The sequence below is a fragment of the Rufibacter roseolus genome (assembly GCF_017916365.1).
In the GTDB taxonomy this organism is placed as follows: Bacteria; Bacteroidota; Bacteroidia; order Cytophagales; family Hymenobacteraceae; genus Nibribacter; species Nibribacter roseolus.
Genome location: NZ_JAFMSU010000001.1, coordinates 2,005,209 through 2,025,081 on the forward strand (window position 1 = coordinate 2,005,209; position 19,873 = coordinate 2,025,081).

Here is a 19,873-nt window from a genome sequence, read left to right on the forward strand (position 1 = left end):
ATTGGAAGAAGCGATGTTAATGGTAAAAGACTGTACAACCGTCTGGCATAACTGTTTACAGGTTATCAAAGACAACATAGGCGAGCAGAGCTACAAGACGTGGTTCGAGCCCATCGTGCCTTTGTCTTTGGCCGGAAACGTACTCACAATACAGGTTCCCAGCCAATTCTTCTATGAGTGGCTGGAAGAGCACTATGTGGGTCTGCTCAAGAAAGTAGTGTTCCAGGAACTGGGCAGCGAAGGCCGCCTGGAGTACTCCATCATTGTAGACCAGGGCAACGATCACAGCAAGCCTCAGACGGTAAATATCCCTACCAAGAAGGTGCCCGCCGCCGTAGCCAACTCCTACAGCCCTGAGCGCAGCTTCCTGAAGAACCCGTTTGAGTCCAAGGCCATAGACCGGCACTTCTTCAACTCGCAGCTGAACCAGAGCTATACGTTTGAGAACTATATTGAGGGAGACTGCAACCGTCTGGCACGTTCAGCGGGCTACGCCGTGGCTAATAAGCCGGGTACCACCTCTTTCAACCCCTTGATGGTGTATGGCGGCGTAGGATTGGGCAAGACCCACCTGGTGCAGGCCATCGGTAACCACATCAAAGGCAACAACCCAGACAAATTCGTGCTGTACGTTTCGTCAGAGAAGTTCGTGAACCAGTTCATTGAGTCTTTGAAGACCAACAGCGTGCAGGATTTCGCAAATTTCTACCTTTTGGTAGATATCCTCATCATTGACGATGTGCAGTTCCTGAGCGGCAAGGAGAAAACCCAGGAGATGTTCTTCCACATCTTCAACCACCTGCACCAGTCTGGAAAGCAGATTGTGATGACCTCAGACTGCCCGCCGCGAGACCTTAAAGGCCTTGAAGAGCGTCTTTTGTCTCGCTTCAAGTGGGGTTTGACCGCCGATTTGCAGAGCCCGGATTTTGAGACCCGGATGGCCATCATCCAGAAGAAGATGCAGTCTGACGGGATTCACATCCCCGATAACGTGATTGAGTACCTGGCCTACAGCGTGGATACCAACGTGCGGGAACTGGAAGGCGTGCTTATTTCGTTAATAGCACAGTCCTCCTTGAACCGCAAAGAGATTGACCTGGAATTGGCCAAAGCGGCCCTGAAACACATCATTGAAGATGTGGAGACCGAGGTGAACCTGGACTTCATCCAGAAAACCGTGGCCGAGTACTTTCAGGTAAGCCTTGACTCACTCAAAGCCAAAACCCGCAAGAAAGAGATTGTGACCGCCCGCCAGGTGGCCATGTATTTCGCGAAGGAATACACCAGCCACTCGCTTAAGTCCATCGGGTACCATTTCGGCGGCAGAGACCATTCCACGGTTATCCACTCGGTGCAGACGGTCTCTGACCTCATTGATACCGACAAAAAATTCAAGGCTTCTATCCAGGAGCTGCAGAAGAAGTTCAAGGTGAAGGCGGTTTAATAACGCGTTTTCTCTTACCTACCTATGATATCAAAAAAAGCCAAGTACGCCCTTAAAGCACTTCTTTATTTGGCCAAGCAGCATGACCGCGGTCTGGTGCTTATCTCTGAGATTGCCGCCGCCGAGCGGATTCCGCGCAAGTTCCTGGAAGCTATTCTGGTGGACCTGAAAGTGCAGCAAATTGTGCAAAGCACCCGCGGCAAAAACGGTGGCTACACGCTGGTAAAAGACCCGGCTCAACTCTCCGTAGGCAATGTCATTAGAATGGTAGATGGTCCGCTGGCGCCCGTGCATTGCGTAAGCCACCTGTATTATCGCAAATGCGAGGAGTGCGTGGATGAGGCAACCTGCGAGATCCGCATGCTCATGAAACGCGTCCGTGACGCTACCTGCGATATTCTGGATACTACCTACCTTGCTGATTTCTCTAAAGTCACCGCTTTGGTAGTGGAGGAGGAAGCCAACCAGATTTAACCAGATTTAACCAGATTCAAAGACTTTTTCAAAGCTGTTTCAAGCCTGTTTTTACAACAGCGGTCTTGAAACAGCTTTTTGTTTTAGACTTTTTCACCTCTCCTCTGGTTCAAGACTGTGATTTGGACCTACCATGGCCTGCAGTTTGCAACTGCAGTGAGGCGTTAGCCTCAAAACGGCTATGGCTCAGATTTTCTTCCGTGACTTTCTTTCTTCTGACTTTACTTCCTAGTTCCTTTCTACCAAGCCTCAGAACTGCAGCCGCGGTCTGCGGGCGTTTGTCACTTTTCTCCTTGATGAGAAAAGTAACCAAAAGAATCAAGAAGCCTCAAACTCGCTGACGCTCGGACAGTGAGGCTTCAGTAAAGGTACCACCTGGCTAAGGCTATCTATTGCATTGTAGACGCAGGCCACTACTGCTGGACACGTCCCTGCTTGCGTCAGACCTGTGCTCGGCCTCACTGTAGGCCTTCGCCCCGGCCTGCCACAGGAACCACCCTGCTATGGCATTTGGTTTGGTTATCTGATTATGTAGAGACAAGGCATGCCTTGTCTCCGGCGGGCCCTCTGCAATGAACGTTTACCACCTGTAAGGGCACCCACAAGAGGTGCCCCTACATTCCTTATACTTCCTCTCACAACCTCGCGTGTCGTGCCTGACGTTCGCCGTTGTTGGTGTTATCACCAACAACCACATTTGCTACTGTTGTCTGAAAAGACCAATCTCCAGTGGCAGGAACCTCATATATCTTGTGAAGTTATACCAGGCTTCAGCCATCTAACAGCCACTTCCATGGCTCTAAATCACTGTTGCCACTTTTTCCGGGAATAGGGATTCACCGCTGAGAAATCGCTTTGCTTACATCCTGATTCCTTATCAACTTAATAATTTTCTTCTTCCTTAGTTGGATTTACAGTAATTGGTGTCTTAATTTGTCTACTTCTTCTATAGAGATTCTCAAGCGTAATGGCTGTTTTGCGGCGATTATGTTGAGTTCAAAATAGGAGAAGAGAGGACAGAACACCTTTTGCAAAACATAAAAGACAAGACCATGGCATTAAGATTAGGCGACATCGCTCCTGACTTTACCGCAGAAACCTCAGAAGGCACAATCAATTTCCATGAGTGGATTGGCGATGGCTGGGCTGTATTGTTTTCCCATCCGCGTGACTATACCCCTGTGTGTACCACCGAGTTGGGTGCAGTGGCCCGCATCAAGGATGAGTTTGACCGTCGCGGCGTGAAAGTGGCGGCTCTCAGCGTAGACCCCATTGACTCGCACCACGGCTGGATTCAGGATATCAACGAGACGCAGAACACCACGGTCAATTTCCCCATCATCGCAGATGCAGACAGAAAAGTGTCTGACCTGTATGACATGATTCACCCTAATGCCAGCGATACCTTCACGGTGCGTTCTGTGTTCATTATCGGGCCAGACAAGAAAGTGAAGCTGATCTTTACTTATCCAGCCTCTACGGGTCGTAACTTCGCTGAGATCCTGCGTGTGATTGACTCTCTGCAGTTGACCGCCAACCACAGCGTGGCTACCCCAGCCAACTGGGAAAACGGCCAGGATTGCGTGATTCTGCCATCGGTGAAGCAGGAGGAAGTGGAAGCCAAATTCCCGAAAGGCCACGTGGTAGTGAAGCCTTACCTGCGCCTTACGCCGCAACCTAACCTGAACTAAGCATTTCCAGCCTCTTTTTGACTTTAGAGTTTAAAAGGAACAGGCATAAAACAGAAGCGGCCACCCTGCAAAGAGTGGCCGCTTCTGTTTTATGCCTGTTTCAGGAAAAGAGTTCCTGAACGGAATTATCTTCTGGTAGGGGTAGTAGACGTATCCGTTACCGGAATGGCGTGGCGGTCTGCTACTTCCAGGAGCTTGGTTTTGGCCAGCTGCTGGCCCTTGCGGGTGCTTACCAGCCGCAGGTTCACCAGGCACCGGCTGCCGTCGCGCATGGCAAAACGGGCTTGGGTGTTGTTGAGCGAGATGCCCGTCACATCCTGCAGGTGAATGGCTATCTTTTTCTTAAAGTGGCCTCGTTTCTCCACTACGTAAGCTGGCGTGATCTCTAAATAAGACTGTTGGCCAAACAAAGACGTGTTCTGCGCCAGGATGAACAACAGATAACCCAAAGCCAGAATCAGGAAGACATAGTGGATGAAATGCCGGTCGTTGGTGGAGGAATCGGGTTCCGTAAAAATCATGAACAACCCGTATGCCATCCACAGCAAAACCAAACCCAACTGCACCCCGAAGGAAATTTTGTGGTCACGTGACGGCCGCAACCCAACCCTAGCCAATGATTTCATGAATTAAAATTATTGGGCAAAGATAGTGAATTTTTAATACCAGCTTTGGGGTCTGCCATCTGTACTAGGCACCCTTCAAAGTGGCGGTGAGGTTCATTTCTGGTACCGAGGCCAGGGCTCTGGAGATGGGGCAGCCTTCTTTGGCTTTCTGCGCCAGTTCCTGCAGTTCATCATTTGACATGCCAGAGGCTTCCACCTCGGTGGTAAGGTCTATCCTGCGAATGAAAGGACCGTTTTCCTGACCTAGAAATACCTTGGCTTGGGTTCTTACCGAGGTGGCTTTCTTGCCGGCGTTTTCCAGCAGGCTACTTAGGAACATAGAGAAACAGCCCGCGTGCGCCGCGCCCACCAGTTCCTCGGGGTTAGTGCCTGTCATATCCTCCTCAAAACGCGACCCAAAGGAGTAACGCGCATCCAGGGTGCCGCTTTGGGTGGAAACAGTTCCTTTACCGTCTTTCAGGCCACCTTCCCAGACGCCTGTACCTGTATTATTTGCCATAGTTTTAAGTGTATTGTTGGTTAGATATGAGATAAGGTACTAAAAAATATCCGAATTGGTTTTCCAGGGCTTATTCTGCTTTGGCCGCAACTCGTCCACCGGTCAGGACTAAAAGTACACGGATGGCCTATCAAACCAAAGCCAGCGGCAGAAAACAGAAAGTTTGGTGCTGCTTCCGGTTTTCTTCCGCTGGCTTTGGTTTACGCTAAGTGCTTGGCTGGTTTATGATAGATTCTGAGGAAACGCGTCATAAACCAACAACAATGTGGCTAAGGAAATAGTCCATGGGCTGGAATTTCATGGGCTTTTCCGATTTGTTTTAACACCGTTTTACTTCACCTGCCCTCTTATTTCCCCGGCCGGGTAGGTAGGCGAATGGACGTTGGTGTAGATATTGCCCGCTTCTATGGCCGCAATCAGATCAGAGAGGGTTTTCCCGGCCAAAGGTCCTTTCAGGGAAGCGCTGGTGATGATGCCCTCGGCAATGACGCCCGAAGGATTGGAGACACTGCCCACCAGATCCACCACTACAGGTCCGTTTTCACCGGCTGGGGCCATGTGCAGGTGCCCAAAAAGCACCGATTCCATGTTGGCCACAATTAACTTGTAATAGAGCTGGGTTCCGTCTTTGCTTAATCTAAGGATAATCTGACCGGTGGCATTACTGATCACCTCCCGGGTTTCTTCTTCCGGCCGAAGATGCGCCGTGTACGTGTAAGGCGATTGCGCATCAGCGGTTTTCGCCACCGCGGCTACGTTTTGGGGTTCAACTAATTCTGTGTCGCAACTACTCAGGCAGAGCGACATCACCATGACGGGTAATGCATAGATAAAATTTTTCATATGGTTGATTTATAAATAGTTGAATAACAGTATATATAACCTGACCCACAAAGCAAGGTTTTGTTATAAGCTATGTTTATATCTTTATATGTAGCCAAGGTGTCTAATGGCCCGTTTAGGCCAGGTTTTTACCGGATTTTGAAATAGGGTAGAGGTGTAAACGTTTGAAATACAGAAGTATGCAACTCCATTTTGCTCCCATGTTGAGAGTTGAAAACTTGGCTTACTGAGGAGAATGCAAAACTGGCTACCGCACTAGATGTAAAGCTGTTTTAGGGCCGGTTTTCTCAAAGCAACCCTGGAACATAACGGTAGTCTTTCTAATAGAAAAGGTGAAGAACCATAAGAACCTTTGTGAGAGAAGCTTCCGTTTTGAAGCCAGTTTTAGGAAAAGGGGCCTTAAATGGTGACGTACCCAGGAGGCTGAAAAGAACTTCCGGAAGATTACTATCTTTACCACCTTTCAAAGAGAATAAGCCGGAGGGTTTTCTCTCAAATGAAAGGTTTTCCCCCGCTTGTTCAATCACTAGCAAAATGTCTACATGGGAGTAAAAGCGTTCTTGAGTAAACCTTTAGCCGCCTTGACTGTGGCCCGGCAGAAAAGCTGGATGGAGCATCCGGCCCAGGCCCAGCAGCAGGTTTTTTCGTCTATCATCGGCAAAGCCGCCAACACCGCTTTCGGGAAAGACCATTATTTCAAGGACATCCAGACCCCGCAGGATTTTGCCCAGGCCGTACCCGCATGTGATTACGAGGCCCTGCGTCCGTACTTTGACCGCCTGAAACAGGGTGAACAGAATGTGCTCTGGCCGGGTCTGCCGCTTTATTTCGCCAAGACCTCCGGTACCACTTCGGGCACAAAATACATTCCCATTACCCAGGATTCCATCCCCAACCATATCAACGGCGCCAAGAACGCGCTGCTGAATTACATCCACGAGACTGGTCGCGCCCAGTTTCTGGACGGTAAACTGATTTTCCTGAGCGGCAGCCCAGTCCTGGAGCAGGTGGCGGGCATCAATACCGGTCGGTTGTCGGGCATTGTGAACCACCACGTGCCGGGCTACCTGCGCACAAACCAACTGCCCAGCTACGAGACCAACTGCATTGAAGACTGGGAAACGAAGCTGGAGGCCATTGTGAATGAGACCATAGACCAGCGCATGACGCTCATCTCGGGCATTCCGCCGTGGGTGCAGATGTATTTTGACAAAATCATGGCCCGCACCGGCAAGCAAATCAAAGACGTGTTCCCGGACTTCAACCTGTTTGTCTACGGTGGCGTCAATTTCGCGCCGTACCGGGCCAAACTGATAGAGAGCATCGGGCGGAAGGTGGATTCCATTGAGACCTTCCCAGCCTCCGAGGGGTTTATCGCTTACCAGAACATGCAGGAAGACCCCGGCCTGCTGCTCCTCGCCGACAGCGGCATTTTCTTTGAGTTTATCCCCGCCGAGGAGTACCACCAGCCCAACCCGCGCCGCCTCACATTAGGCGAGGTGAAAACCGGCGTCAACTATGCGCTCATCATCAACAGCAACGCCGGGCTTTGGGGCTATTCCATCGGCGACACCGTTAAGTTCACCTCGCTGTTCCCGCACAAGTTGGTGGTCAGTGGCCGATTGAAGCATTTTATCTCGGCGTTTGGCGAGCACGTGATAGGTGAGGAAGTGGAAGGCGCTTTGAATGATGCCATGCAGGAATTCCCGGAGGTAGCCGTGACCGAGTTTACCGTGGCCCCTTACGTGAGCCAGGGCGAAGGCGCCTCTTACCACGAGTGGTTCATTGCTTATGACACGCCGCCCCACGACCCGGAGCGGTTCGCCAAGGCCCTGAATTGGCACCTGCGCCGCCGCAACAGCTATTATGATGACCTCATCTCGGGCAACATCCTGGCCAATCTCAAAGTGACGGCTCTGCCACCCGATGCTTTCCAGCAGTACATGAAGCGCCAGGGCAAACTGGGTGGCCAGAACAAAGTGCCCCGCCTGAGCAATGACCGCACCTTAGCCGAGGGGCTGTTAGAAACGCTTAACCTCTCACTGTAGCCTCACATGAAGAAAACGTATTGCGGGTTGCTCTTGCTCTCCTGGCTGTTTGTTTCTTGTACTCAGAAACCTGCCCCGGCGGAAGAAAATAAACCTACACAGGCCTCCGCTCCGCTAGAACAACCACCAGTGGAACAGCCACAGGAGCCCGCCACCTCCAGAACAAAGGCCATTGTGCTGGATTCCTATTCTGAATTCCCGGAGGAGGTAGAGGGCTGCTCCTGCTATTTCTCCCGGAACAAGGAAGAGTTTGAGTCAGGCAAATACATTTACATGAATAATTATGCCAACCTGGCGTTTGTCTCTATTGGAGGCCAGCAGGTGAGATTTGAGTGCATAGATAAAAGTGACAGTGTCAAAACCGATGCCCCATACCGGGACGCCAGCGGCAAATATGAACTCAGGGCCATCGTGAAAAAGTCTTCCCCCAATGGAGAAGAAGTTTTCAAGAATGAAGGTTTGTTGCTGGTGAAAGACCTGAAAACGGGTGCTTTTTCAGAGATTCCTTTTGTGGGAGAGTGCGGATGTTAGGTAAATCTGGAGCCGTTAAAGTAGGTGTCATGCTGGCCATGATCATGGTTCAGTCTGCCTTTTTGTTTGGCCAGGCCAAGAAATTCACCAGTGAGCAGTACAAGGCAGATTTCACCTACTTCTGGAAAACCATTGGAGAAGACTACTGTTACTTTGATAAGAAGCAGACCGATTGGCCAAAGGTGCCCGCCCTTTACCAGGCCCAACTGGACTCCGTCACTAACCGCCCGCAGTTTGTTTCCCTGTTGGAGCGCGTCTTCAATGAACTGTATGACCACCACGCTGGGCTGAACACCAACACCCCGCAATCTTCGCGCCTGGTGCCCTCCGGCACCGATGTCTGGGTCGAGTTTGTGAATGGCAAGCCGATGGTGCTGGAGGTAAGAAGCGGGCTGGGTGCCGAGAAAGTGGGTCTGCGGGCCGGAATGGAGATTGTGTCTGTGAACGATGTGCCGGTACAAGTTGCTTTGAGGCCGTTTTTGGGAAAGTCGCTCAAAACCGTAGACCCGGAAGCGCAGAACTTTGCCTTGCGCCTGCTCCTGGGCGGAAACCACGTGCAGCCCCGGAAAATCACGGTATTAGACAAAGGCAAGCGGCGCATCTTTTACCCCGATGCCCCTAAAATGCTCCTGGAGGACATCCGGTACCCGGCCAAAGTGGAGAGCCGGATTATCAACGGCATAGGGTATATCAAGATCAACAACTGCCTGTTTGACAATACGCTCATCCCGGCGTTTGATAGCGTGCTCAACTCTTTGGAGGGAACCAGGGCCCTGGTGCTGGATCTACGGGAGACGCCCAGCGGCGGCAACACCACGGTGGCCCGAGCCATTCTGGGAAGGTTCATCACCAAAGACCAGTTCTACCAGAAACACGAACTCACCGCTGAGGAGCGGCAGTACGACGTAAAGCGCAGTTGGGTGGAAGTGGTGTCGCCCAGGGGAAAAGCCTATGAAAAACCCATGGCGGTTTTGGTGGGCCACTGGACGGGCAGCGTGGGTGAGGGCATCACCATAGCGTTTGACGGCCTGCAGCGGGCCACCACCGTGGGCACCAGAATGGCCGGACTCAACGGCGCCATCTATTCTTACCAGATGCCCAACACCAACATCGGGTTCTCTTTCCCGGTGGAGAAACTCTTTCACGTGAACGGCTCTCCAAGAGAAACCTTTACGCCTGCTATATTGGTGGATTTCACCAAAGAACCTGCTGCTAAAACCGATCTGGTCCTGGAGAAGGCCTTGGCTTTCTTGAATGGGAAAGGGAAATAACCCTTAATTACCTTGTAACTCTTACTACATTAGAGAGCTTGTTCGGTAAAACTACACTCCCCTATAATTCATGAAACCCCGCTATCAATTCATATTCATTACTTCTCTTCTGTTTCTTACATCTTGTGACTGTTACCAAAGGGTGCAAGGGAAAGTAGTGGACTTGAAAAGTGGCTTGCCTTTAGAGAATGTTTCTGTTTCCAATCCTGTCAAGGAGAATTTTAAAACCGAAACCGATTCACTGGGGCAATTTGAACTTGCTGGGATATCAGGTGGATTCTCTTGCCCGCCCATGAGCGTAGTGGTGGAGAAGGCGGGATTTAAAAGATTGGAGACTTCCATTCCAGCGGGAGGCTTCCAGGTGATTAAACTAGAGAAATCGGAATAGACTCCTGTTTTTAACCTAATTTTGAATAAATAGCCCTAAAACGGCGTTACAGAGATTACATGAAGAAAAGAGTAGCCATTCTTGGCTCAACGGGGTCCATCGGGACGCAGGCGCTGGAGGTAATTCAGGCCCAGGCGCAGGCGTTTGAGGTGGAAGTGCTCACGGCCCATTCTAACGTGGACCTGCTGGTGGCCCAGGCCATTGCTTTTCAGCCCAACGCGGTGGTGATTACGCAGGAGGACCTGTATGAGCAGGTGCGCGATGCACTGGAAGCCTACCCCATTAAAGTATATGCGGGCATGAACGCGGTGAACGGCGTGGTGCAGATGGACACGGTAGATATCGTGCTCACCGCCATGGTAGGGTACGCGGGCCTGCAGCCCACCATCAAAGCCATCGAGGCCGGTAAAACCATCGCTTTGGCCAATAAAGAAACATTGGTGGTGGCCGGACAGTTGATTACGCAGTTGGCGCGGGAGAAAGGCGTGAACATCTATCCGGTAGACTCAGAACACAGCGCTATTTTCCAGTGCCTGGCCGGCGAGTTCCATAATCCCATTGAGAAAATCGTCTTGACTGCTTCAGGTGGACCATTCCGGGGAAGGGATCGCCAGTATCTCCAAACTGTGACCAGGGCGCAGGCCTTGAAACACCCCAACTGGGAAATGGGCGCCAAGATCACCATTGACTCGGCCTCGCTCATGAACAAAGGGTTGGAGGTGATTGAGGCCAAATGGCTCTTCGGGCTGCAGAATGATCAGATAGAAGTGGTGGTGCATCCGCAATCTATTGTGCATTCGCTCGTTCAGTTCCAGGACGGTTCGCTTAAGGCCCAGATGGGGCTGCCGGACATGAAGTTGCCCATCCAGTACGCTTTGAACTATCCGCATCGCCTGAAATCCACCTTCCCGAGGTTTAATTTCCTGGATTATCCGCAACTCACCTTTGAGAAGCCCGATCTGGAGACCTTCCGCAACCTAGGACTGGCCTTTGCCGCCATGGAGCGGGGCGGCAACGCCCCTTGTATCCTGAATGCAGCCAACGAGGTGGCAGTGGCGGCGTTCCTGCGCGAGGAGGTGGGCTTTTTGGAGATGTCTGACCTCATCTCTGACTGTCTCGCTAAAGTTGCTTATATTGCGGAGCCTTCTTTGGATGACTTTGTGCAAACCGACCGCGAGGCGCGCCGATTGGCTTTAAGCCTCATGCAGGCGTAATCTTTTTCCAAAACAACCGACTTACAAACTACCGGGGCAGAACTCGCTTTTGCCCCGGTATAGACCTTATAAACAGCGTAGATGGAAGCATTAGTAATGGCCGGCCAGTTAATCCTGGGCTTGACCATCTTGGTAGGAATACATGAATTGGGCCACATGCTTACGGCCAAATGGTTTGGGATGCGCGTAGAGAAATACGCCATCGGGTTCCCGCCCAAACTGGTAAGCAAACAGGTTGGCGAGACCGAGTACATGATTGGCATGATCCCGCTGGGCGGTTTCGTAAAGATCTCCGGCATGATAGACGAGTCCCTGGACACGGCTACCCTCAACCAGGATCCGGAGCCTTGGGAATTCCGGGCCAAACCAGCCTGGCAGCGCCTTATCGTGATGATGGGTGGCATTATCTTCAACGTGATCACGGGCATTATCATCTTCGCGGCCTTGACTTACCTGTACGGTGAGAGCTACCTGCTGGCCAAAGACGCCAAATACGGCATCGTGACAAACGAGATCGGCAAGCAGATGGGCCTGCGCGATGGTGACAAGATTGTGGCCGTTAACGGAAAGCCTTTGGTGGAGTTCCAGGACGTGTATAACCCCGATGTGTTGCTTGGCCAGAACGGTTCCTATACCGTTGAGCGCAACGGTCAGCAAGTGGTGGTGCCGGTACCTTCCAACCTCATTGACAAACTAGCCGATGGTGACAAAGTAGGCTTTATTATGGCCCGCGAGCCGTTTGCGGTAGAGGCGGTGAAAGCGAAAAGCCCGGCCTCGGCGGCTGGCCTGCAACCCGGCGACCGCATCACCCAGATCCAGAACCAACCGGTGCAGTTCTTCCATGAGTTCCAGCAGAAACTGCAGACCTACAAAGGCAAACAGGTAGCCCTGCAGGTAGAGCGCGCCGGCAAGCCGATGACCCTCAAAACCACCGTAGACGAGGACGGTACCATCGGGTTCTACCCGAAATTGATGCTGCCACGCGCCACGCGCGAGTACAGCTTGTTAGGTGCTATTCCGGTAGGGGCAGAGAAAGCTTTCTCGGTGATCACCACCAACATCAAAGGATTCGCGAAGATTTTCCGGGCCGAGGTGTCGCCTTCCAAAGCATTGAGCGGCCCTATCGGCATCGCGCAGATCTTCGGGGGCAAGTTCTCCTGGATCAACTTCTGGGCCATCACGGCCATGCTTTCCATGGTGCTGGCGTTCATGAACTTCCTGCCCATCCCGGCGCTGGACGGCGGGCACGTGATGTTTTTGACCTATGAAATCATATCGGGCCGCAAACCATCAGACAAGTTTCTGGAGAATGCCCAGAAAGTAGGCATGGTGCTGTTGCTGGGCTTGATGGGGTTTGCTATCTTTAACGACTTCTTTAAGTTGCTGTTCAAATAGTTAGCGCCCGTAACGGGGCACTGTTGATAAAAAATTGCCGGAGAAGACGCAAGATAACTGCGTCTTTCTCTGTTTACAGGGATAGAAGTTTATGCTAATGATGAAAAGAGCAGTTGGGGCCTTTGGGCTGATGGTGGTGCTGGGCTTCTGGCTTCCGCTGGCAGCCTGGGCGCATGAATTCCACACCAGCATCACAGATGCCAAGTACAACCCCAGGAACCAGACCTACGAGCTAGCCGTGCGGCTGTACGCCGATGACGTGGAGGAGGCTCTGACCCGCCGCCACAAAGCCACCGTTCGGCTGGACCGTTCTGAGCGGGTAAACAAACTCCTGGCCGAGTACCTGCAGACCCACCTGGCCATCTCCACGGTGAAAGGCACCCGCGCCGCCCAGAAATTCATTGGCGCTCAGGAAGAAGCCGATGCCATCTGGGTGTACCTGGAGATCCCGGCCGGGAAAGCCCCCGCCGGTCAGCTTTGGGTACAGAACGCGCTCTTGATGGAGGTGTTCGATGACCAGACCAATATCCTGAACCTGGAAGTGGCCGGCAAGAAACGCTCGGTGCTCTGCCGGGCCGGCGAAACGCAGCAAACGGTTTCGCTTTAGTTTTCCTTTAGATTTAACTTTACCCGCAGTAGTGGTGAGGCTGAATTTTCCTATCTTTTCAAGGAGACCTGAAAAGGGGGCTTTTTGTAAAAACGCCCTTGAAACGGAAATATAAGGGGGAGCCCCAATAAATTGGAACTTGTGTAGACTGCCCGCAAGGAGACAGAAAAGAAGGTACTAGCTATGCTTCTTGCAGGGAAGATTTGGATGATGATGTTTATTTTGTCTCGCAGAGGCGGGTGGTTTAGAGGAAGAGCGAAGAGGCAGGTTAAGGAAAATTTTTAAAACACTTTATGAGAAAAAGCTTTCTACGTGTAATGGGTTTAATGGTGGGATTGGGGGCTACAAGTTGCTCTTCTGTGTACATGCCCAATGTGCCTAACACACCCATGTTAACGTCTAAAGGAGAATTAAGCACCAGCGGACACATCACCTTGAAAGGCAACGCCAGCTTTAACTCGGCCTATGCCGTCACCGACCACGTGGGCGTGCTGCTGAGCGGCGCCATGATGAACAATGACAACAAAAAGAAAGACTTCCGCCATAACCTGTTAGAGGCCGGCGGCGGTTACTTCACCACCTTTGGGCCCAACCAGAACCGGGTCCTGGAGGTATATGCGGGCCTGGGCCGCGGCAGCAGCGACCGCACCTTCAAAGACAAAACCTCCGAAGGCCTCACCACCTATGACCGCCAGGAGACTTCCTTCAACAAGGTATTCCTGCAGGTAAACTACTCTTCCAAGAAAAAACGCATGCTGAAGCTGTTCGGGAATGAGCATTTCCTCAACTACGGCACCGCCTTGCGCCTGAGCTACCTCAATATGAGTGAGTTTATCCGCAACGACATCAAACAGCCCACTGAGGACAACATCTTCTTTGAGCCCATCTTCTACACCCGCATGTCTTTGACGCCTTCTATTCAGCTACAGTACACCAGCGGCAGCAACTTCGGGTTGAAGAACCGTGACTTCATGACGGCTGGTAACTCTGTTTTCAGCATCGGGTTTATTGTGAATGTGGGTGGCAAGAGGCTGAAGCAGGATGCCCCAAAGCCAGAGGATAGAACTCCGGCCATTCCGCCGTTGCCTAAATGGAATAAGAAAGGCAATACTATTAAATTGTAAGAGCGGTATTCGCATAGGAGTGTTTCAAGGCTGTTTTCTTTAAAAGAGCCTTGAAACACTTTTTTTATGGTCGCTTTCTCAATACCTCTTTTCTGGTTCAAGTCTGTGACTTGGACCTACCATGGTCTGAAGTTTGCAACTTCAGTGAGGCGTCAGCCTCAAAGGCACTTTTGGCGGGTTACTTCCAACTGCCTTCCCTCTAACCTTCTGGCTGCAGTCGCGGCCTGCCCACGTTTGTCACTTTTCTCCTTGATGAGAAAAGTAACCAAAAGAATCATGAAGAAAAGAAACTCGCTGACGCTCAAACAGTCTTTGCTTCCCTTTCTGGGACACCCCGCTACCGCCCTTTGTTGCATAGCCAACGCAGGCCACTGCCATTGGAGAAGCCACTGCCTGCGCTCGTCGGAGGTTGGGTTACGCACGCGCCCAACCTCCGACGACCTGCATGTTAGCTGCCTTGCCAGAGGAGACGCTGCAATGCCTGCATCGTCCTGGCGGACGGGGTGGAACACTGGTATGTTTGTGTTGTTCTCACTGGTTTGGAGATGTAGAGACAAGGCATGCCTTGTCTCCAACGGTTCTGACGTAAAAACCGGTAGCTACCGGAAATATCCGGAAACTACCAGAAAGGAAACCCACCAGAGGTGCCCCTACATTAACCTTACCATTCTCCTGCCAACTCGCCTGCCGTTGTTGGTGTTATCACCAACAATCAAAACAGCTGTTCAACTACCTCTTAACGCATTCCTAAATTCCCCTTCAGGGAGGGGTAGAGTTAGGTTCACAAGCATGCAATGGATGGGAAGGTCTTTCACACGCAGAACCGTGGAAGACACAAAACTGCACTATCTCAGATAATCCTTTTTAGATCCTGTTTTTGGAAAATCACTGCTAAACTGGATAATTCGTAGTGATGGTACGGTTAGTTGCTGCTATCTATAAAACAGCAATAAGCGTTTGGGGGCTGTTTTCAACAAAACAGCCCCCAAACGCTTGATCCAATCCGGTAAGATTACCAATCGCCGTTGCCTGCACCTTCTTTGGGTTTGATCAGCTTGAACTCTACGCGGCGGTTCACGGCGCGGTCTTCAATGGTGAGTTCGGGTTTGATGGGCTCTGAGCTGCCTTTGCCTACGGCGTCAATCCGGCCGTTGGCCAGGTTGCCTTTATTCTCCAGGTACTTCTGGATGGAGACGGCCCGCCATTGGGAGAGCTCCAGGTTGGCGTCGGGGTCGCCGCTGCTGTCGGTGTGGCCCTCAATGCTGAGGCGTACCTGGGGGTGGTCTACAAGGAACAGCACAATGCGGTCCAGGGTAGGCTTCATGTCGTCCTTGATCTCAGCTTTGCCCTCGTCAAATTCCAGGTTCTTGAAGATTAATGGGATGCTGTAGTCAATAAGGCTGGTCATGATCTTCATCACGGTGTCTTCCTTCAGGTTGATTTCCTTTTCAATGGAGAAGAAGTCGGAGCTCTGGATGAGCATCATGTAGCGGCTGTTGTCAATGAGGTCAAAGTCAAAGGAACCGTCCTCGCGCAGGTATTTAGAGGCTACCTCAATACCGTTGTCCAGGTCAATGATGGAGATGATACCGTTTAGCGGCTTGTTTGTGGTAGAATCCATCAAAACGCCGGTAAGCTTGGTCACCGCCAACGGGTGCGCCTCCATGGGCAGCGGGAACGAGAACAGGTCCAGGTTCTTCAGATCGGTGGGCTCAGAGCGGGCGTAGTACAGGTTGGTGGAGTTGGCATTGATGGTGAAGTAATACTCGCTGCCTTTGCCGTTCACCAGCGGACCGATGTTGCGCGGCTCCTGCCAGTTGCCCTTGATCCGGTAGGCCTTGTAGATGTCAAAGTCCCCAAAATTGAGCAGCTGCCCGCGCGAGCTGAAATATAGCACTTGGTACAGTGGGTGGAAATACGGGCTCACCTCGCTCTCGCGGGTGTTGATGATGGGGCCCAGGTTCTGCGCCGGCGCCCACTGGCCGTTTTTCTGCTTGTGTGTGAAATAGATGTCGCTCATGCCAAACCCGCCCAGGCGGTCAGAGGCGAAATAGAGGGTATCTTCCTGCGGCGATAAGGTGGGCTGTGAGTCCCAAGCCTTGCTGTTTACGTTGACACCTAGGTTTTTGAGCTGGCCCCAGGAACCATCGGCTAGGCGGGTTGCCGTGTACAGGTCGCAGTTTCCTAATCCATCGGGGCTTTCGCAGCGGGCGAAGAAAAGGGTTTTTCCATCGCGGCTGAGGCAGGCTGAGCCTTCGTTGTAGATACTGTTGATGGGTTTGCCAAAAGACTCGCCCTCGTGCCAGAAACCGTTCTCAAAACGCGAGAAGTACAAGTCTTCATCGGTGCCGGTGGCTTTCACGCCTTTGCGGCGGGAGGTGTAAATGAAGAGTTCCTCGTCTGAGCGCACGGCCGGGCCATAATCCTCGGCTTTGGAATTGATGGCATCGCCCATGTTGGTGTACACCCCGCGCGGCGGCTTGAACGTGGCCACCGATTTGCGGTACTCCACCAGTTCATAATAGTACTGCAGGGGCACGTACAGGTCCTTTTTCTTCTCCTCCAGCGAGTCATAGTACTGCTGTACCTGCCGGATGTCGGTGCGGTGGTGTTTCAGGACCAGGCGGTAATAGGCCACGGCTTTTTCGCGCTGCCCTAAACGTTCATAAAGCTGCCCCAAACGCCAGAGAAGTTTCGTATCTTTATAGAAATTGTCAATCCCGAAGTTGCCCACGTATTCTTCCAGCAAAGGCAGTACCTTGGCCCAGGCTTTTTTCTTCTCCAGTTTCAGGATGGTGGCGTACTTGGCTTTGTGGTGGTAGTAAGGAGCCCGGTTGAGGTTGGGGAACTGCAGCACGATCTCCGCTTCCGGGGCTTTCTTCCGGAGAGAGTCGGTCACGGGTTTTTGTTTCAGACGGAGGGCAGGTTTGGTCTGTCCCAGGGCCGAAAACCCGAGGAAAAAGGAGAGCAGGAAAATAAGTAAAGAGCCAGTACGCAACATAACAGAAGGGGCACCTGAAAAGCATTATTTCAATATGCGGTACCAAATGTAGTTCTTTCTGTGGTGAAATTATCCCTATTCTATAGAAATTCGGTGATATATTGGCACAGGACTTGACAAGTATATATCTTATAGACAATCAACAGAACCGACGGGAGGATTGCTGCCAATTTGGCATCCTCTGAGACACGACGTATGAATTATACCCAAGAGAACCTGATACAGCAACTCATGTTGTCCGATTTATCTGACGATGGCAACGGAGACATCATCTCCATCATCACCTCAGAGCTGGACGACGCCGAGGGAGCTGAAAAAAATACCCCCGATACTTTACCGCTGCTGCCCGTTAGAAACACAGTCCTCTTCCCGGGGGTGGTGATCCCAATCACGGTGAGCCGGAAGAAATCGGTGCGCCTGGTGCGCAAAGCCTACCGCGGCGATAAAACCGTGGGTGTAGTGGCCCAGAAGAACATGTCCGCTGAGGAACCTACTCCGGATGATCTGTTCCAGGTGGGTACCATGGCCAAAATCCTGAAGATGCTGGTGTTGCCAGACGGTAATACTACCATCATCATCCAGGGTCAGAGCCGCTTCAAGATTGAGGAAGTAACCCAGGAAGAGCCGTTCATGGTGGCCAAGGTGTCCCATTGCCCCGAGACCTTCCCGAACCAGAAAAGCAAAGAGGTGAAAGCCCTGGTGGAGTCTCTGCAGGAGGCCGCCGCCAAGATCCTGAAGCTGAACCCCGAGATCCCGCAGGAGGCCCAGGTGGCGCTGGACAACATTGACAGCCCATCGTTTCTGACCCATTTTCTGTCTTCCAACATCAATGTGGAAGTGGCCCAGAAACAGAAGCTACTGGAGATCAACGACGGCGTGGAGCGCGGCACCACTTTGCTGCAACTCATGATGCGCGAGATCCAGATGCTGGAGATCAAGCAGGAGATCCACTCCAAAGTGCACACCGATATTGACGAGCAGCAGCGCGACTATTTCCTGCGCCAGCAGATCAAGGTGTTGCAGGATGAACTGGGCATGGACGGCCCGGAGCAGGAAGTGGAGAAAATGCGTGCCGCCGCCGCTAAAAAGAAATGGCCAGAAGCCGTTGCCAAGCATTTCAGCAAGGAACTTGACAAACTGACCCGCCTCAACCCGCAGGCCGCTGAGTACCCCATCTCTCTGAACTACTGCGAATTCCTCCTGGATTTACCCTGGAGCGAGTATACCAAAGACAACTTCAACCTGAAGCGCACCAAAAAGATCCTGGACGCTGACCATTACGGTCTGGAGAAGGTGAAGGAGCGCATTCTGGAGTACCTTGCCGTGCTCAAGCTGAAGAACGACATGAAGGCACCAATCCTTTGCTTATACGGACCTCCGGGCGTGGGTAAAACCTCGCTGGGCCGCTCCGTAGCCAAAGCATTGGGCCGCAAATACGTGCGCATCGCCCTGGGCGGCGTGCGGGATGAAGCCGAGATCCGTGGCCACCGCAAAACCTACGTGGGCGCCATGCCGGGCCGTATCATCAGCCAGATCAAGAAAGTGAGCTCCTCTAACCCGGTGATGATTCTGGACGAGGTAGACAAACTGACTTCGGATTTTAGAGGCGATCCGTCTTCAGCCTTGCTGGAGGTTCTGGACCCTGAGCAGAACCACACTTTCGTGGACAATTACCTGGAGGTGGAGTATGATCTGTCTAAAGTCCTGTTCATTGCCACCGCCAACTCCCTTGATACCATTCACCCGGCCCTTAGGGACCGGATGGAAATCATTGAAGTAACCGGCTACACGGTAGAGGAAAAGACCGAGATTGCAAAGCGCCACCTGATTCCCAAACAGAAGGAAGACCATGGCTTGCTTCCCAAAGATGTGGCGTTCTCCACGGCCGCTATCCAGAAAGTGATAGAAGACTACTCCCGCGAGTCGGGCGTCCGGAATCTGGAGCGAAAATTGGGGGCGGTGATCCGGAACATTGCCAAGTCCAAAGCGATGGAAGAGGAATGGCCGGCGAAACTGGAGCCAAAAGACGTAGTGCGCATTCTGGGTCCGGAGATCTTCGACAAGGAGCTGTATCAGGACAATGAGACCGCAGGCGTGGTAACAGGCCTGGCCTGGACCTCAGTGGGCGGAGATATCCTGTTCATTGAATCCTTGCTGAGCCGCGGTAAGGGCAAGTTGACGTTATCCGGTCAGTTGGGTGATGTGATGAAGGAATCAGCCATCACGGCGGTTTCTTACCTGCGTGCCCACGCCGACGAACTGAACATTGACTACCGCCTCTTTGACCAGTACGACCTGCACATCCACTTCCCCGAAGGGGCCGTGCCGAAGGATGGTCCAAGCGCCGGTATCGCTATATTTACGTCCATTGCCTCGGTGTTCACCCAGCGCAAGGTACGCTCGCATCTGGCCATGACCGGCGAGATCACGCTGCGCGGAAAGGTATTGCCGGTGGGCGGTATCAAGGAGAAGATTCTGGCTGCCAAGCGTGCGGGTATCAAAGATGTGATTCTGTGCTATAAGAACCGCAAGGACGTGAACGAGATTTCGGCGCACTACATTGAGGGCCTCAACATCCACTATGTAGATTATGTGGACGAGGTGCTGGAATTTGCCCTGTTGCCGGAGAAAGTGAAGAAACCGCTGGACCTGCGCGTGCGTGAGGAGGCCGTTCCCGCCCCAGCCGAAAGCTGATTTTAGCCTGTTTATAGAAAAAC

At 52.2% G+C, this 19,873-nt stretch carries 16 protein-coding genes; 12 read left to right on the top strand and 4 right to left on the bottom strand.

Translation table 11 applies throughout. The features are described 5' to 3' along the window. Positions 1 to 19: 19 nt before the first annotated feature. The 3 genes from dnaA (at position 20) to J3P35_RS07940 (ending at position 3,609) form a co-directional block, all read left to right on the top strand. Complete coding sequence (gene dnaA, locus J3P35_RS07930; protein WP_210463789.1) at positions 20 to 1,444, top strand: chromosomal replication initiator protein DnaA; 1,425 nt, start codon at positions 20 to 22, stop codon at positions 1,442 to 1,444. Between the two features lie 24 nt (positions 1,445 to 1,468). Beyond that, entirely contained in the window at positions 1,469 to 1,918 is a 450-nt protein-coding gene (locus J3P35_RS07935; RefSeq protein ID WP_210463790.1) for an RrF2 family transcriptional regulator, read from the top strand. A gap of 1,052 nt (positions 1,919 to 2,970) precedes the next feature. Beyond that, entirely contained in the window at positions 2,971 to 3,609 is a 639-nt protein-coding gene (locus tag J3P35_RS07940; RefSeq protein ID WP_210463791.1) for a peroxiredoxin, read from the top strand. A gap of 125 nt (positions 3,610 to 3,734) precedes the next feature. On the opposite strand, the gene J3P35_RS07945 is transcribed toward J3P35_RS07940, so the two are convergent. From J3P35_RS07945 to J3P35_RS07955, 3 genes are all read right to left on the bottom strand, one after another. Then, positions 3,735 to 4,130 (bottom strand): hypothetical protein, encoded by a 396-nt coding sequence (locus J3P35_RS07945; protein ID WP_210463792.1) that lies wholly within the window; start codon positions 4,128 to 4,130, stop codon positions 3,735 to 3,737. A gap of 169 nt (positions 4,131 to 4,299) precedes the next feature. Then, positions 4,300 to 4,734 carry an OsmC family peroxiredoxin gene (locus J3P35_RS07950; protein ID WP_210463793.1) on the bottom strand — a complete coding sequence of 145 codons (435 nt, stop codon included), beginning with the start codon at positions 4,732 to 4,734 and terminating at the stop codon, positions 4,300 to 4,302. Positions 4,735 to 5,064: 330 nt separating this feature from the next. After that, positions 5,065 to 5,577, bottom strand: a complete 513-nt coding sequence (locus J3P35_RS07955; protein ID WP_210463794.1) for a CHRD domain-containing protein — start codon at positions 5,575 to 5,577, stop codon at positions 5,065 to 5,067. A gap of 542 nt (positions 5,578 to 6,119) precedes the next feature. On the opposite strand from J3P35_RS07955, the gene J3P35_RS07960 reads away from it, so the two are divergent. The 8 genes from J3P35_RS07960 to J3P35_RS07995 all read left to right on the top strand — a co-directional run bounded on the left by J3P35_RS07960 (position 6,120) and on the right by J3P35_RS07995 (position 14,155). Further along, positions 6,120 to 7,625, top strand: coding sequence for a GH3 auxin-responsive promoter family protein (locus J3P35_RS07960; RefSeq protein ID WP_210463795.1), 1,506 nt, complete (start codon positions 6,120 to 6,122; stop codon positions 7,623 to 7,625). A gap of 129 nt (positions 7,626 to 7,754) precedes the next feature. Further along, positions 7,755 to 8,156, top strand: a complete 402-nt coding sequence (locus J3P35_RS07965) for a hypothetical protein (RefSeq protein ID WP_210463796.1) — start codon at positions 7,755 to 7,757, stop codon at positions 8,154 to 8,156. Then, positions 8,150 to 9,427, top strand: a complete 1,278-nt coding sequence (locus tag J3P35_RS07970) for a S41 family peptidase (protein ID WP_210463797.1) — start codon at positions 8,150 to 8,152, stop codon at positions 9,425 to 9,427. The genes J3P35_RS07965 and J3P35_RS07970 overlap by 7 nt, the downstream gene beginning before the upstream one ends. A 70-nt stretch (positions 9,428 to 9,497) precedes the next feature. Next, the gene (locus J3P35_RS07975; RefSeq protein ID WP_210463798.1) at positions 9,498 to 9,815 is read left to right on the top strand and encodes a carboxypeptidase regulatory-like domain-containing protein; all 318 of its coding nucleotides are present in this window, start codon (positions 9,498 to 9,500) and stop codon (positions 9,813 to 9,815) included. A 59-nt stretch (positions 9,816 to 9,874) separates the two neighbouring features. Continuing rightward, positions 9,875 to 11,029, top strand: coding sequence for a 1-deoxy-D-xylulose-5-phosphate reductoisomerase (locus J3P35_RS07980; RefSeq protein WP_210463799.1), 1,155 nt, complete (start codon positions 9,875 to 9,877; stop codon positions 11,027 to 11,029). A gap of 81 nt (positions 11,030 to 11,110) precedes the next feature. Next, positions 11,111 to 12,424 (top strand): RIP metalloprotease RseP, encoded by a 1,314-nt coding sequence (gene rseP / locus J3P35_RS07985; RefSeq protein WP_210463800.1) that lies wholly within the window; start codon positions 11,111 to 11,113, stop codon positions 12,422 to 12,424. A gap of 97 nt (positions 12,425 to 12,521) precedes the next feature. Then, a complete protein-coding gene (locus J3P35_RS07990; protein WP_210463801.1) occupies positions 12,522 to 13,031 on the top strand; it encodes a DUF6702 family protein in 510 nt (169 codons plus the stop codon). A 293-nt stretch (positions 13,032 to 13,324) separates the two neighbouring features. Beyond that, positions 13,325 to 14,155, top strand: a complete 831-nt coding sequence (locus J3P35_RS07995; protein ID WP_210463802.1) for a hypothetical protein — start codon at positions 13,325 to 13,327, stop codon at positions 14,153 to 14,155. Positions 14,156 to 15,167: 1,012 nt separating this feature from the next. On the opposite strand, the gene J3P35_RS08000 is transcribed toward J3P35_RS07995, so the two are convergent. Then, a complete protein-coding gene (locus J3P35_RS08000; RefSeq protein WP_210463803.1) occupies positions 15,168 to 17,156 on the bottom strand; it encodes an OmpA family protein in 1,989 nt (662 codons plus the stop codon). A gap of 195 nt (positions 17,157 to 17,351) precedes the next feature. Between J3P35_RS08000 and lon the strand changes: the two genes are divergently transcribed. Beyond that, entirely contained in the window at positions 17,352 to 19,850 is a 2,499-nt protein-coding gene (gene lon, locus J3P35_RS08005; protein ID WP_210463804.1) for an endopeptidase La, read from the top strand. Positions 19,851 to 19,873 lie beyond the last annotated feature (23 nt).